11 protein-coding genes are annotated in these 12,250 nt (G+C 71.8%); 3 read left to right on the top strand and 8 right to left on the bottom strand.

Going from position 1 to position 12,250, the window contains the following annotated elements; all coding sequences use genetic code 11:
* The first annotated feature begins 76 nt into the window (after positions 1–76).
* Positions 77–1,231 carry an acyl-CoA dehydrogenase family protein gene (locus tag ACUKCB_RS23705; protein ID WP_473037800.1) on the top strand — a complete coding sequence of 385 codons (1,155 nt, stop codon included), beginning with the start codon at positions 77–79 and terminating at the stop codon, positions 1,229–1,231.
* Between the two features lie 88 nt (positions 1,232–1,319).
* On the opposite strand, the gene ACUKCB_RS23700 is transcribed toward ACUKCB_RS23705, so the two are convergent.
* On the bottom strand, positions 1,320–2,135 hold the full coding sequence (locus tag ACUKCB_RS23700; RefSeq protein ID WP_473037799.1) for an NAD(P)H-binding protein: 816 nt from the start codon (positions 2,133–2,135) through the stop codon (positions 1,320–1,322).
* Positions 2,136–2,285: 150 nt separating this feature from the next.
* Positions 2,286–2,528, bottom strand: coding sequence for a hypothetical protein (locus ACUKCB_RS23695; RefSeq protein WP_473037798.1), 243 nt, complete (start codon positions 2,526–2,528; stop codon positions 2,286–2,288).
* Positions 2,529–2,706: 178 nt separating this feature from the next.
* On the opposite strand from ACUKCB_RS23695, the gene ACUKCB_RS23690 reads away from it, so the two are divergent.
* Together ACUKCB_RS23690 and ACUKCB_RS23685 are read left to right on the top strand one after the other, a co-directional pair.
* Positions 2,707–3,879 (top strand): sensor histidine kinase, encoded by a 1,173-nt coding sequence (locus tag ACUKCB_RS23690; RefSeq protein ID WP_473037797.1) that lies wholly within the window; start codon positions 2,707–2,709, stop codon positions 3,877–3,879.
* The gene (locus tag ACUKCB_RS23685) at positions 3,858–4,571 is read left to right on the top strand and encodes a response regulator transcription factor (RefSeq protein ID WP_473037796.1); all 714 of its coding nucleotides are present in this window, start codon (positions 3,858–3,860) and stop codon (positions 4,569–4,571) included. Before ACUKCB_RS23690 ends, ACUKCB_RS23685 begins: the two co-directional genes overlap by 22 nt.
* A gap of 57 nt (positions 4,572–4,628) precedes the next feature.
* Here ACUKCB_RS23685 and ACUKCB_RS23680 read toward each other — a convergent pair whose 3' ends face one another.
* The 6 genes from ACUKCB_RS23680 to ACUKCB_RS23655 form a co-directional block, all read right to left on the bottom strand.
* Positions 4,629–6,368, bottom strand: coding sequence for a serine/threonine-protein kinase (locus ACUKCB_RS23680; protein ID WP_473037795.1), 1,740 nt, complete (start codon positions 6,366–6,368; stop codon positions 4,629–4,631).
* A 285-nt stretch (positions 6,369–6,653) separates the two neighbouring features.
* Positions 6,654–7,751 carry a cytochrome P450 family protein gene (locus ACUKCB_RS23675; RefSeq protein WP_473037794.1) on the bottom strand — a complete coding sequence of 366 codons (1,098 nt, stop codon included), beginning with the start codon at positions 7,749–7,751 and terminating at the stop codon, positions 6,654–6,656.
* On the bottom strand, positions 7,748–9,037 hold the full coding sequence (locus ACUKCB_RS23670) for a cytochrome P450 family protein (RefSeq protein WP_473041114.1): 1,290 nt from the start codon (positions 9,035–9,037) through the stop codon (positions 7,748–7,750). The genes ACUKCB_RS23675 and ACUKCB_RS23670 overlap by 4 nt, the downstream gene beginning before the upstream one ends.
* Positions 9,038–9,398: 361 nt before the next feature.
* Positions 9,399–11,762 carry a heavy metal translocating P-type ATPase gene (locus ACUKCB_RS23665; RefSeq protein WP_473037793.1) on the bottom strand — a complete coding sequence of 788 codons (2,364 nt, stop codon included), beginning with the start codon at positions 11,760–11,762 and terminating at the stop codon, positions 9,399–9,401.
* Between the two features lie 18 nt (positions 11,763–11,780).
* Positions 11,781–11,966, bottom strand: coding sequence for a hypothetical protein (locus ACUKCB_RS23660; protein ID WP_473037792.1), 186 nt, complete (start codon positions 11,964–11,966; stop codon positions 11,781–11,783).
* A 1-nt stretch (position 11,967) separates the two neighbouring features.
* Entirely contained in the window at positions 11,968–12,177 is a 210-nt protein-coding gene (locus ACUKCB_RS23655) for a heavy-metal-associated domain-containing protein (RefSeq protein WP_473037791.1), read from the bottom strand.
* Positions 12,178–12,250 lie beyond the last annotated feature (73 nt).

Genomic DNA, 12,250 nt, shown 5'->3' with positions numbered 1-12,250 from the left:
TCTGGCACTGAATGCCAGACATCGGCACCTAGTGCCAACTACCGGGGATCGTGCACTTCCTCGGGGAGGGAAGAACATGAGCGAATTCGACCTGTTCAAGACCAACGAGGAGCACGAGGAGCTGCGCGAGGCCGTGCGCTCGGTGGCCGAGGACAAGATCGCCCCGCACGCCGCCGAGGTGGACGAGAAGTCGGCCTTCCCGCAGGACGCCCTCGACGCCCTGGTCGCCACCGACTTCCACGCCGCGCACATCGCCGAGGACTACGAGGGCGTGGGCGCCGACGCGCTCGCGACCTGCATCATCATCGAGGAGGTCGCCCGGGTGTGCGCCTCCTCCTCGCTCATCCCCGCGGTGAACAAGCTCGGCACCATGCCGCTGATCCTGGGCGCCTCCGAGGAGGTCAAGCAGCGCTACCTGACCCCCGTGGCGCGCGGCGAGGCGATGTTCTCCTACGGCCTGTCCGAGCGCGAGGCCGGTTCCGACACCGCCGCCATGCGCACCCAGGCCGCCCCCAAGGGCGACGACTGGATCCTCAACGGCCAGAAGTCCTGGATCACCAACGCCGGCGTCAGCGACTACTACACCGTCCTGGCCGTGACCGACCCCGAGGGCAGGCGCGGCCGCAACATCTCCGCCTTCGTCGTGCACGCCGACGACCCCGGCTTCACCCTGGGCGAGCCCGAGCGCAAGCTCGGCATCAAGGGCTCCCCCACCCGGGAGCTGTTCTTCGACGACGTCCACATCCCCGGTGACCGCATCGTCGGCGCCCCGGGCGAGGGCCTGAAGATCGCGCTGCGCACCCTGGACCACACCCGCGTCACCATCGGCGCGCAGGCCGTCGGCATCGCCCAGGGCGCCCTGGACCACGCCGTGGCCTACGTCAAGGAGCGCAAGCAGTTCGGCAAGGCCGTCGCCGACTTCCAGGGCATCCAGTTCATGCTCGCCGACATGGCCATGAAGCTGGAGACCGCCCGCCAGATGGTCTACGTGGCCGCCGCCAAGTCCGAGCGCGGCGACGAGGACCTGCCCTTCTACGGCGCCGCGGCCAAGTGCTACGCCTCCGACGCCGCCATGGAGATCACCACCGACGCCGTCCAGCTGCTGGGCGGAGCGGGCTACGTCAAGGACTTCCCGCTGGAGCGCATGATGCGCGACGCCAAGATCACCCAGATCTACGAGGGCACCAACCAGATCCAGCGCATGGTGATGGCCCGCCAGCTCCTCAAGTAGGCCGCAGACCCCCGGGCCCGGCTCCGCGGACCCGGAACAGCGAACGCCCGCTTCCCCTCTCCGGGGGGCGGGCGTTCGCCGTTCCGGGTCAGTTCAGGGACTCCCGGGCGAACTTGGCCATCGGGGCGGGGTCCCGCCCCAGAGCACGGCGGACGTCGTCGGTGACCACGGCGGCCCGGCCGTTGGCGATCGCCCGGAACCGCTCGTTGAGGGTGTCCACGTACCGGTCCGACCAGCCGATGTCGGTGGCGCGGAAGTAGAACCCGGCCTCGTCCACCTTCTTGTACCGCCACACCGGGCTCTCCGTGCCCTTGGTCATCTTGACGACCTCGCGGAAGGTGACGGCGGCGGGGCCGGTGAGCGTGTACTCGCGGCCGTGGTGCCCCTCCTCGGTGAGCGCGGCGACGACGGTGTGGGTGACGTCCCGGGCGTCCACGAAACTGACCGCCGCGTCCTTGGGCAGCGGCAGCTCCAGGCGCCCCTTGCGGGAACGGGCCAGACGGGCGAAGACCCCTTCGGTGAAGTCCTGGTCCAGCCAGTTGGGGCGGACCACGGTCCAGTGGTCGAACAGTTCCCGGACCCGGCGCTCCAACACGCGCTGTTCGGAGTCGGGCGGCCCGTTCTCGGTGCCCATCGCGGTGGTCAGCACGGCTGTCCGGACCCCCGCCGCGACCGCCCGCTCCAGGAAGGCGCCGACCCGGTCGGTGAGCCCACTGGCCATGGGGACCGTCACGAACAGCCGCTCCACGCCCTCCACCGCCGGTTCCCAACTGGTGGTGTCGGTCCAGTCCAGCCGTACCTCGCCGTCCCTGGAGGCACCGGCGGCCGGCAGGCCGCGCCTGCGCAGTTCGGTCAGGACACGTCGGCCCACCTGTCCGGTGGCGCCGGTGACCAGTGTGCTCATTCGGGTGATCCCCCAGGTTCACGCGCAAGTGCTCCGCCTGCTGACGGTACCCACTCCCGCGAGCGAAACAGGCCCGCAACGGCGCATCGGCCCGGCGCGCCGCTCCGTCCCGCCCCGGGCGAGGAGCCCGGTCCCAACCCGGGCGGGGGCTCAGGCGTGGCGCCGGGCTGAGGGCAGCGCCTCCGCGGCCACCACGAGCACGACCCCGCAGACCGCCAGGCCCAGGTTGGCCAGCAGGGCGTTCTCCTGGAGCACGGTGACGTTGCGGACGACGAGGCGGTTGAAGGCGTTGAGCACGACGCCGAGGATCGGCTGGGTCCAGAGGTGGTCGACGGCCCCGCTGACCCCCATGAGGGTGATGAGGGCTCCCAGGCCCTGGAGGAACTTGCGCATACGCCGAACCTAGGAGGCGGAGTCCTCTCGCCGCATCGGCCGAAGGCCCGCCCCGACCGAACCCAGGTCTACCGCTGCCACCTGCGGTGTTCGACCAAAGTAGGGGATCGCCCGTCCTTGGTACCGCGCCGGGCCGGGGAGGCCCTGTCGGGTGCCCGCCGCTCGTAGACTCCGAGCGATGAACGACACGGCCACTCCCCCGGGGCGACAACGGCGCAGCGTACGCGACTGGATCGTGGACGCGCTGATGTTCCTGATCGCCTTGGGGTTCGGGCTGCTCGGCTCGGTGACGTTCCCCGGCGACCCGCCTCCCCCGCCCCGGCCCGAACTGTTCACCGTGGCCGACCAGCTGGTCGCCCTGGGCGGTTGCACGGCCCTGTGGTGGCGGCGCCGGTGGCCGGTGCGGATCGCGGTGACCCTGGTGCTGCTCTCCGCGGTCTTCCCGTTGGTCGGCGGTGCGATGCTCGCCGCCCTGTTCTCGCTGTGCGTGCACCGTCCGCCCAGGGTGGGGCTGTCGGTGCTGGCGCTGAGCTTCCTGGCCTCCCTCGTCAACGTCACCATCCACCCCGAAGGCGGCGCTCCCTTCCTGGTGATGTTCCTGCTCGCAGCGGTCTTCCAGGGGGCGGTCGCCGGCTGGGGGCTCTCGGTCCAGCACCGCCGCCAGCTGTTCGACTCGCTGCGTGAGCGGGCGGTCCATGCCGAGACGGAGGCCCGGCTGCGCGCCGAACACGCGCAGCACCAGGTGCGCGAGTCGATCGCCCGGGAGATCCACGACGTCCTCGGACACCGGCTGTCGCTGCTCAGCGTGCACGCGGGCGCCCTGGAGTACCGTCCGGACGCCCCGCCGGAGGAGGTGGGCCGGTCCGCGAAGGTGATCCGGGAGAGCGCGCACCAGGCCCTCCAGGACCTGCGCGAGGTGATCGGGGTGCTGCGCGCCCCCGTGGGCGAGCTGCCGCAGCCGACCATGGCGGACCTGGCCCAGCTGGTCGCGGAGGCGGGTGTGGCCGGAGCGGGCGTGGAGTTCGTCGAGGAGTACTCCGGAACCGTCCCCGAACGGACCGGGCGCACGGCCTACCGGATCGTCCAGGAGGCGCTGACCAACGCCCGCAAGCACGCGCCCGGCGCCCGCACGTCCGTGCGGGTCTCCGGGGGACCGGGCCGGGGCCTGAGCGTGGAGGTGCGCAACGGGTCGGCGGGACGGCCCGCCGCGACCGCCTCCGAGGGGCCGGGGAACGGCCGGGGCCTCGTGGGGCTGAGTGAACGGGTCTCCCTCGCCTCGGGCCGGCTGGAGTACGGGCCGACCGGCGATGGTGGCTGGAGCCTGTCCGCATGGCTACCGTGGCCGTCATGAGCGAAGCGGCGCGGGACGGGGACCGGCGGATCGGTGTGCTGATCGTCGACGACGACGCACTGGTGCGGGTCGGTCTGGTGATGATGATGGGCGGCGCTCCGGACGTGAGCGTGCTGGCCGAGGCCGAGGACGGCGGCGAGGTCCTGGACCTGGTCGCGCGGCACTCGCCCGACGTGGTCCTGATGGACATCCGGATGCCCACCGTGGACGGGCTGACCGCCACCGAACGGCTGCGGGCGCTGCCCCGACCGCCGGAGGTGCTGGTCCTCACCACCTTCGACGCGGACGAGCACGTACTGCGCGCCCTGCGCGCGGGGGCCGCCGGTTTCCTGCTCAAGGACACCCCGCCCGAGGAGATCGTGGAGTCGGTCCGGAGGGTGGCTCGGGGGTTCCCCGTGCTGTCGCCCAACGTGACACGGCGGCTGATGGACCGGGTCGCCCACGCCGACCACAGCGAGCGCGCCGACCGGGCCCGCGACCGCCTGGCCGTGTTGAACGCCCGGGAGACCGAGGTGGCGGTGGCGGTCGGCGAGGGCCGGTCGAACGCGGACATCGCGGCGCGGCTGTTCCTGAGCGTGCCGACCGTGAAGACGCACGTGTCCAGCATCCTCACCAAGCTGGACCTGAACAACCGGGTGCAGATCGCCCTGCTGGTGCACGACGCGAACCTGCTCGGCGAGGACCGGGGCTGACACCCTCGGAGGCCGCCAGGACGGGTGGGCCCGTGGGGGCTCCGGTCGGCCGTACCGTCAGTCGGCGGGCTCGAAGGATTCCGAGATCCGGTCCAGGAGGTCGTGGTTGTAGTCCTGGGGCTCACCGCTCGTCAGGAACAGCGCGTATCCGGTGTCCTCGGTGTGGAAACCGCGGTTGATCGCGTGCATCTGCCCGCCGTCCCCGGAGTAGGTGAACTCCCAGTCGGCGGCGCTGACGTAGTCGTCGGCCCAGTCGGCGTCCACGTCCTCGATCCCGATGAGGGAGTAGCCGCCGAAGTTCTGGCTGCCGGTCGGCTCGAAGTCGCGCCAGTCGTCCCCGGCGTCCGGGTTGGGGTCGGACGTCTGGTCGACCAGGAGGTAGCCGCCGTCGGGGTTGTGGAAGTAGACCATGTGGTCCCGGCGCTCGAGCTCCCAGTCCTCGGGGACGTCGACGGAGAAGCCGCTGGGGTCCTCGTGGCGGACGAGGAAGTCCCACTCCTCGTCCTCTTCGTCCTCCTCCGACTCCTCCTCGTCCGCTTCCTCCTCCTCGATCCCGGCCTCCTCCTGCTCGGCGGCCCCCTGGCCACCATCGGCCCCGGCTCCGGCCTCGGGACCACCGGTGGGATCGGCCGCGGTCTGTTCCTCGCTGGAACCGGCCAGCCCCGCGTCCGGGCCCCCCGAGCGGTTCATGCTGACGAACAGCGTGGTCGCGGCTGCGCCGACCAGCAGGACCAGGGCGGCCGCGACGACCATGAACGCCCGTGTCCGAGAACCGGCCGCCCTCTCGCGGGTGTGCCGGGGGGCGTCGGCCGGCGGCGGGGTGCCCGGCGCGGACCCGACGGCGCTGACCACCCGGTTCGCCGTGCCCTGGCCGGTGACCCTGTTCCACTCCGGTTCGGGGCCGGCGCTCTCCTGCGGGGAGCCGGCCGTGTCGGGGGCGGGGGCCACCGCGGTGGTGGTCGCCCCTCCGGCACCGCGGACCTCGCGCAGGAGGGCCCGGACCTCGGAGACCGAGGGGCGGTCCTCGGGGTCCTTCTCGCACAGCGCTTCGAGGACGGGACGGAGCGCGCCCGCGTTGGGCGTCTCCGGCAGGTCCTGGGTGACGATGGCGGTCAGGGTGGCCATCGGGGTGGGCCGGTCGAAGGGCAGCCCGCCCTCCACCGCCTGGTAGAGGGTGATGCCCAGCGCCCACATGTCGGAGGCGGGTGTGGCCGAGCGGCCGTGCGCGATCTCCGGCGCGAGGTAGCTCGGCGAACCGATCAGCAGCCCGGTGCTGGTCAGGTGGGTGGAACCGTCCAGGTGGGCGATACCGAAGTCGGTGAGGACGGCCCGGTCGTTCCCGGCGATCAGCACGTTGCCCGGTTTGATGTCGCGGTGCACGATGCCCCGGTTGTGCGCTTCGGCGAGCCCGGCGGCCATCTGCTCGCCGATGTCGGCGACGCGGCGTACCGGCAGCGTCCCCTCCTCGCGGATGATGTCGCCGAGGGAGGGCCCGCGTACGAGCTCCATCACGATCCACGGGCGCCCGTCCTCCTCCGCCACGTCGAACACCGTGATGATGGCCGGGTGGCTGAGCTGGGCGGCACTGCGGGCCTCGCGGAGCATGCGGGTGCGCAGGACGTCGACCTCGTGCGAGGGGAGGTTCGGCGGTGTCGTCAGTTCCTTGACCGCGACCGTCCGGTCCAGCAGGGTGTCCGTCCCGCGCCAGACCCGGCCCATACCGCCCGCGCCGATGACCTCGTCCAGGCGGTACCGGTTGGCCAGGACACGGCCGGGCTCGGCTTCCGAACTGTTCATGTGTGCGCGCAATCCTCTTCGGGGGAGGGGCCTTCCGGGGAGGAGGGCTGAACCAGGGTTGGGACAGGGCAGGGGGTCGTGGGGGACCCTCCCGAGTCTAGGAGCCCGAACCCGCCCCTCGGTGCTCCCCCGAAGGTGCCAACAGTGTCCCCATGACCGGACAGACCCACCCGAAACGCCCCTGAAATGCGAAGATCCCGCCGGGGGAGGCCGAAGCATCCCACGACGGGACCGGGAAAACCGGGCGTGTCCCGAAGGACTCCGGTGAGCGCCGCCGGAGCGGGGTCAGCGCAACCGGACCGGGAGTGCCTCCACCCCCGCGGAGATGATGGACGGCGACTCGGCCAGGTCGGCCTCGTTCACCGCGACGTCGAGCCCGGGGAAGCGTTCGAACAGGCGCGGCAGGAGCTCGTTGACCTCCATCCGGGCCAGGTTCGCCCCCAGGCAGTAGTGCCGCCCGTGGGAGAAGGCCAGGTGCGAGGTGTCCTCCCGGGTGATGTCGAACTCGCCCGCCGTGGAACCGTGGCGTTCGGGGTCCCGGCCCGCGGAGGCGTAACCGAGCATCAGCGCCTCGCCCTTGGGCAGGCTCACCCCGGCGAGCTCCATGTCCTCGGTGGTGTAGCGCATCGGCACGTACTCGCCGGGCGGGTTGAGGCGCAGCACCTCCTCGATCGCCTCGGACCACTCCGCCTTGCCCTCGACGATCATCTCGAGCTGGTCGCGGTGGCCGGTGAGGAGTCGCACCGCGTTACCGATGAGGTTCATCGTGGTCTCATAGCCGGCGCTGATGAACAGCACCAGGTTCCAGATGAGCTCGTCCTCGGTGAGCTTGTCCTCCTCGTCGCGGGCGGCGATGAGGGCGGTGGTCAGGTCGTCTCCGGGCTCGGCGCGTTTGGCCGCCACCAGCTCGGTCAGGACCGCCCACATCTCGAAGAAGGTCGACATCGCCTCGTCGGGCGTGACGCTCTGGTCGAAGAAGACGCCGACGAGCCGGTGCAGCTTGGGCCGGGTCTCCTCGTCCAGCCCGAACAGGTCACTGATCACCGTGAGCGGGAGCGGCTGCGCGACCAGGGACCTGAGGTCGACGACGCCGTCCTCGCTCTGCCCGGCCGCCCGCTCCAGGTCGTCGAGGAGTGCTTCGACGATGCCCGTGACGGCCGGGCGCAGCTGCTCGACGCGGCGCGGGGTGAACGCCTTGGACACCAGCCTGCGCAGTCGGGTGTGGTCCTCCCCGTCCTTGGACAGCATGTTCTCGTTGATGATCCAGGAGATCAGCGGCCAGTCCGGCGGGACCTCGCCCTCGTTGAACGCCCTCCAGTGCCGCTTGTTCTTCTGGATGCGCGGATCGGCCAGCGCGTCGCTGACCGCCTGGTGGGAGGTCACGACCCACGCGCCAACCTGACCAGGAAGTTCGACAGGGACGACAGGGGCGATGTCCCTGAGGTGGTCTGCCTGTGCGCTGATGTTTCCGGGGGCGAGTCGGATGCGGTCCAAGGTGTTCCTTCCACTGGGGCTCGGGGTGCGGCGGGAGGCTGCGGGGGGAACCCGACCGGGAGTTCGACCGGGATCCAGGACAGGGCCGACAGGTGCCAGCGCAGGTCCTGGGGAGGTACCGCCAGGTGCAGTCCCGGCAGCCGGTCCAGGAGGGTGCGCAGCGCGATGATGGTGATCGTGGTGGCCTCCTCCCGCGCCGGGCAGCGGTGGGCCCCGGCACCCCAGGCCACGTGGGCGCGGTTGCTCGACTCCGCCATCTGTTCCGCGTTCTCCTCCAGGAAGAAGCGGTTGGCGGCGGCGAAGCCCAACAGGATCGGCGCACCCGCCTGGATGGTGCGGCCGCCACCGATCGGCACGTCCGTCCTCGGGTAGATGACGGGGTAGTTGGTGATCGGCGGGTCCTGCCACAGGACGCGGTCGACGGTGTCGGCGAGGACGGTCGGGGAGGGCGCGCCGCCGCTCACGTTGTTGGGGTCGGCGAGGACCGCCCGCACCCCGGCGCTGATCAGGTTGGCGGTGGGCTCGTTGGCCGCGGCCACCAGCAGGAGGAGCTGCATGATCACCTCCTCGTCGCTGAGCGCCGCCCGGTGCTGGATCAGCCGGGTCGTGACGTCGTCGCCGGGTTCGCGGTGCTTGGCGGTGACCACCTCGGACAGGGCGCGCTCGGCCTCGGCGTTCGACTTCTCAGCGTCGATACCGAGCCAGAGGTTGCGCATGGCCGCCGCGAAGCGCATGCTCTGGTCCCGGTCGAAGCCGAACAGCTCGTTGATAACGAGCAGCGGCAGCATCCGGGCGTACTCGTTGAGGACGTCGGCGCGGCCCCGTTCACAGAACTCGTCGATGAGGCCGTCCGCGTACGACTGGGTCACCTCGGTCAGGCGCTCCGAGCCGACCGCTCCGAGGCTGTCGGTGATCGCCCGCCGGTAGCGCTGGTGTTCGGTGCCGTCGGTGAAGAGGGCGTTCGTGCGGGGGGCCATCATCGGCAGCACGGCCGCGTCCGCGTCGATCCTGCCCTCGCGGAAGTCCTTCCACAGGCGGGCGTCATGCCCGAACGCGGTGGTGTCCCGGCTCCAGGAGATCAGGGTGGTGTAGTCGGTGACCAACCACCCGTGCACACCGGGTTCCAACTCGACCGGGACCACCGGCCCGTGTGCGGCGCGCATCTCGGCGTACACGGCGTAGGGGTCCGGGTGCGGTTCGTCTCGGTACAGCTTGGCGCGGGGGCATCCGGATGTCACGGGGGACCTCTGTCGTGCGGGGGCGGATAACAGGTGCGGGTCGACCGTCCTTCGGTAGGCCGCCGGCGTTCAGCCGGCCCGGGGCGGAGCGCGGACGGGCCGCGCGCGTGGCGCGGAGCCCCACGGGGTGGAGCTCCGCGCAAACCCTAGCGGCCGGGGGTCCCGCGGGGCGAGACCTGGGCCACACCCGGCCAGAGCAGGCGGGCGGGCACCGGCGGTGCTCCGCCCGCCCCGGACGGACCGCGCCCGGCCCCTCCGGCGCCCCCGCGACCCGCCCCGTGCTCCGGCCGCTCCCTGCTCAGGCTCCCTTCCCGCTGACGCTCCGCCTCCCCCGCACCTGGGTGTCGCCCACCGGGGTGTCGCCGTCCGCGTGCGGGGCGTCGGAGGGGACCGTTTCGTTCAGCGGGCGGAAACGGCGCAGGCGCTGACTGTTGCTCACCACGAACACGCTCGACAGAGCCATCGCCGCACCGGCGAGCATGGGGTTGAGCAGCCCCATCGCGGCCAGTGGCAGGGCAGCGGTGTTGTAGGCGAACGCCCAGAACAGGTTGCCCTTGATGGTGCCGAGGGTGCGCCGGGACAGCCGGACCGCGTCGGCGGCCGCCCTCAGGTCCCCCCGGACCAGGGTGAGGTCGCTGGCCTCGATGGCCACGTCGGCCCCGGTGCCCATGGACAGCCCCAGGTCGGCCTGGGCGAGCGCGGCGGCGTCGTTGACCCCGTCGCCGACCATCGCCACCGTGCGCCCTTCGGCCTGGAGCCGGGTGACCACGTCGGCCTTCTCCTTGGGCAGGACCTCGGCGATGACCTCCTCGATCCCCACCGTGTCGGCGACCGAGCGGGCCACCGCCCGGTGGTCGCCGGTCAGCAGGATCGGGGTCAGTCCCAGAGCACGGAACTGGCGGACCGCCTCGGCACTGGTCGGCTTGACCGTGTCTGCCACCTCCAACACGCCCCTGGCCCGACCGTCCCAGCCGACAGCGACGGCGGTGCGGCCCTGTGCCTGGGCCGACTCCAGTGCTCGGGCCAGTTCCTCCGGCAGTGCCTGCGACCACTCCGCCAGAAGCGCGGCCCGGCCCACCAGGACGGCGTGGCCGTCCACGACGCCCTGGACGCCCCGGCCCTCGATGTTGGCGAAGTCCTCCGGAGCGGGGAGGTCGCCGACCCGCGCCGCTGCCCCCGTGGCGATCGCCCGGGCGATGGGGTGTTCGGAGGCGTTCTCCAGGGCTCCGGCCAGTCTGAGGACCTCGTCGGCGTCCTCGCCGCGGGCCTCGGTGACGCCGACCAGGGCCATCTTGCCGGTGGTGACGGTGCCGGTCTTGTCCAGCACGACGGTGTCCACCCGCCGGGTGCTCTCCAGCACCTCCGGGCCCTTGATCAGGATGCCCAGCTGGGCGCCGCGCCCGGTGCCGACCATCAGCGCCATCGGGGCGGCCAGACCCAGGGCGCAGGGGCAGGCGATGATCAGCACGGCGACGGCGGCGGTGAAGGCCGCTCCCGCCGGGTCTCCGGCGCCGAGCCAGAAGCCCAGGGCGGCGACCGCGATCATGATGGCGACGGGGACGAACACCCCGGCGACCCGGTCGGCGAGCCGCTGCACGGCCGCCTTGCCGTTCTGCGCGTCCTCGACCAGGCGCGCCATCTGTGCGAGCTGGGTGTCGGAGCCGACCCGGGAGGCCCGTACGACCAGGCGGCCGCCCGCGTTGACGGTGGCCCCGACCACGGCGGATCCCGGTGCGACCTCGACCGGCACGGACTCACCGGTGAGCATGCTCATGTCGACGGCGGAGGTGCCGGACTCGACGGTGCCGTCGGTGGCGATCTTCTCCCCGGGGCGGACCACGAAACGGTCGCCGACCGCCAACCGGTCCACGGGGACCAGTTCCTCGCGGGCCGCGGCGCCCTCGCCCCGCAGCACGGTGACCTCCTTGGCGCCCATCTCGAGCAGGGACCGCAGGGCTGCGCCCGCCCGGCGCTTGGACCGCGCCTCGAAGTACTTGCCGAGGAGGATGAAGGAGGTGACGCCCGCCGCGACCTCGAGGTAGATGTTGGCCGAGCCGTCGGTGCGGGCGATGGTGAACTCGAAGGGGTGGGTCATGCCCGGTGTTCCGGCGGTGCCGAGGAACAGGGCGTAGAGGGACCAGAGGAACGCCGAGGTGACGCCCAGGGAGACGAGGGTGTCCATGGTCGCCGTGCCGAGTCTGAGGTTCTTCCAGGCCGCGGTGTGGAAGGGCAGGGCGCCCCAGACGACGACCGGCGCTGCCAGGGTCAGGGAGGCCCACTGCCAGTGGGTGAACTGCAGGGCCGGGATCATCGCCATCGCGATGACCGGGACGGACAGCACGATCGAGATGAGCGCCCGGTTCCACAGGGCCTGGGCGGGGTCGGCCGGGTCGGCCTCCTCCTGGCCCTGCTCGGACTCGGTTCGGGGCACCGTGGCGGTGTAACCCGCCTTCTCGACCTGGGCGAGGAGGTCCTCGACCGGGATCTCCGGGCCGTCGAAGGAGACCCGGGCCTTCTCCGTGGCGAAGTTGACGGTGGCGCTGACGCCCTCCATCTTGTTGAGGCGTTTCTCCACCCGGTTGGCACAGGCCGCGCAGGTCATTCCGCCGATGGCCAGTTCCACCGGCTCCACCGCGGCGGACGCCGTCTTGCTGGTACTCATATGCCGCTCCAGGCTCGGTCAGTGTTCGGCACCGTCGCCGCCGTCGTGGTCCTGTTCGCCCTCCGCGGGGAGCTCCGCGCCCTCCGAGTGCCCCTCGGGCCACTCCGGCAGGACGGGGCCGGCCAGGGAGCCGACCCCGAACGCCGCGGCGAACACGACCACGAGACCGACGGCGTAGAGCCCTAGTTTCGTGGCCACACCCATGTCAGCCGGCCACCTCGTAACCGGCCTCGTCGATGGCGGCGCGCACGGCGGAGTCGTCGATCTGCCCCTCGCCGGTGACCGTCACCTTCTTGCTCTCCAGGTCGACCCGTACGTCGGTGACGCCGGAGACACCGCCGACCTCCTCGGTGACCGAGTTGACACAGTGCCCGCAGCTCATGCCCTCGACGGTGTAGACGGCGGTGCTGGCCATTCCTGCCTCCTGGTGCGATCTGCCGCGCTGTTTCGCGCGTCGGTTCCAACAGGGCCCAATATACCCCCCAGGG

Source organism: Nocardiopsis moroccensis (assembly GCF_055763695.1).
This window is presented reverse-complemented; position numbering and strand designations above follow the sequence as displayed.

Coding starts and splice junctions, on each gene's coding strand:
- ACUKCB_RS23665 (WP_473037793.1), bottom strand. CDS start 11,762: ATGAGTACCAGCAAGACGGCGTCCGCCGCGGTGGAGCCGGTGGAACTG.
- ACUKCB_RS23690 (WP_473037797.1), top strand. CDS start 2,707: ATGAACGACACGGCCACTCCCCCGGGGCGACAACGGCGCAGCGTACGC.
- ACUKCB_RS23685 (WP_473037796.1), top strand. CDS start 3,858: ATGGCTACCGTGGCCGTCATGAGCGAAGCGGCGCGGGACGGGGACCGG.
- ACUKCB_RS23705 (WP_473037800.1), top strand. CDS start 77: ATGAGCGAATTCGACCTGTTCAAGACCAACGAGGAGCACGAGGAGCTG.
- ACUKCB_RS23660 (WP_473037792.1), bottom strand. CDS start 11,966: ATGGGTGTGGCCACGAAACTAGGGCTCTACGCCGTCGGTCTCGTGGTC.
- ACUKCB_RS23680 (WP_473037795.1), bottom strand. CDS start 6,368: ATGAACAGTTCGGAAGCCGAGCCCGGCCGTGTCCTGGCCAACCGGTAC.
- ACUKCB_RS23695 (WP_473037798.1), bottom strand. CDS start 2,528: ATGCGCAAGTTCCTCCAGGGCCTGGGAGCCCTCATCACCCTCATGGGG.
- ACUKCB_RS23700 (WP_473037799.1), bottom strand. CDS start 2,135: ATGAGCACACTGGTCACCGGCGCCACCGGACAGGTGGGCCGACGTGTC.
- ACUKCB_RS23655 (WP_473037791.1), bottom strand. CDS start 12,177: ATGGCCAGCACCGCCGTCTACACCGTCGAGGGCATGAGCTGCGGGCAC.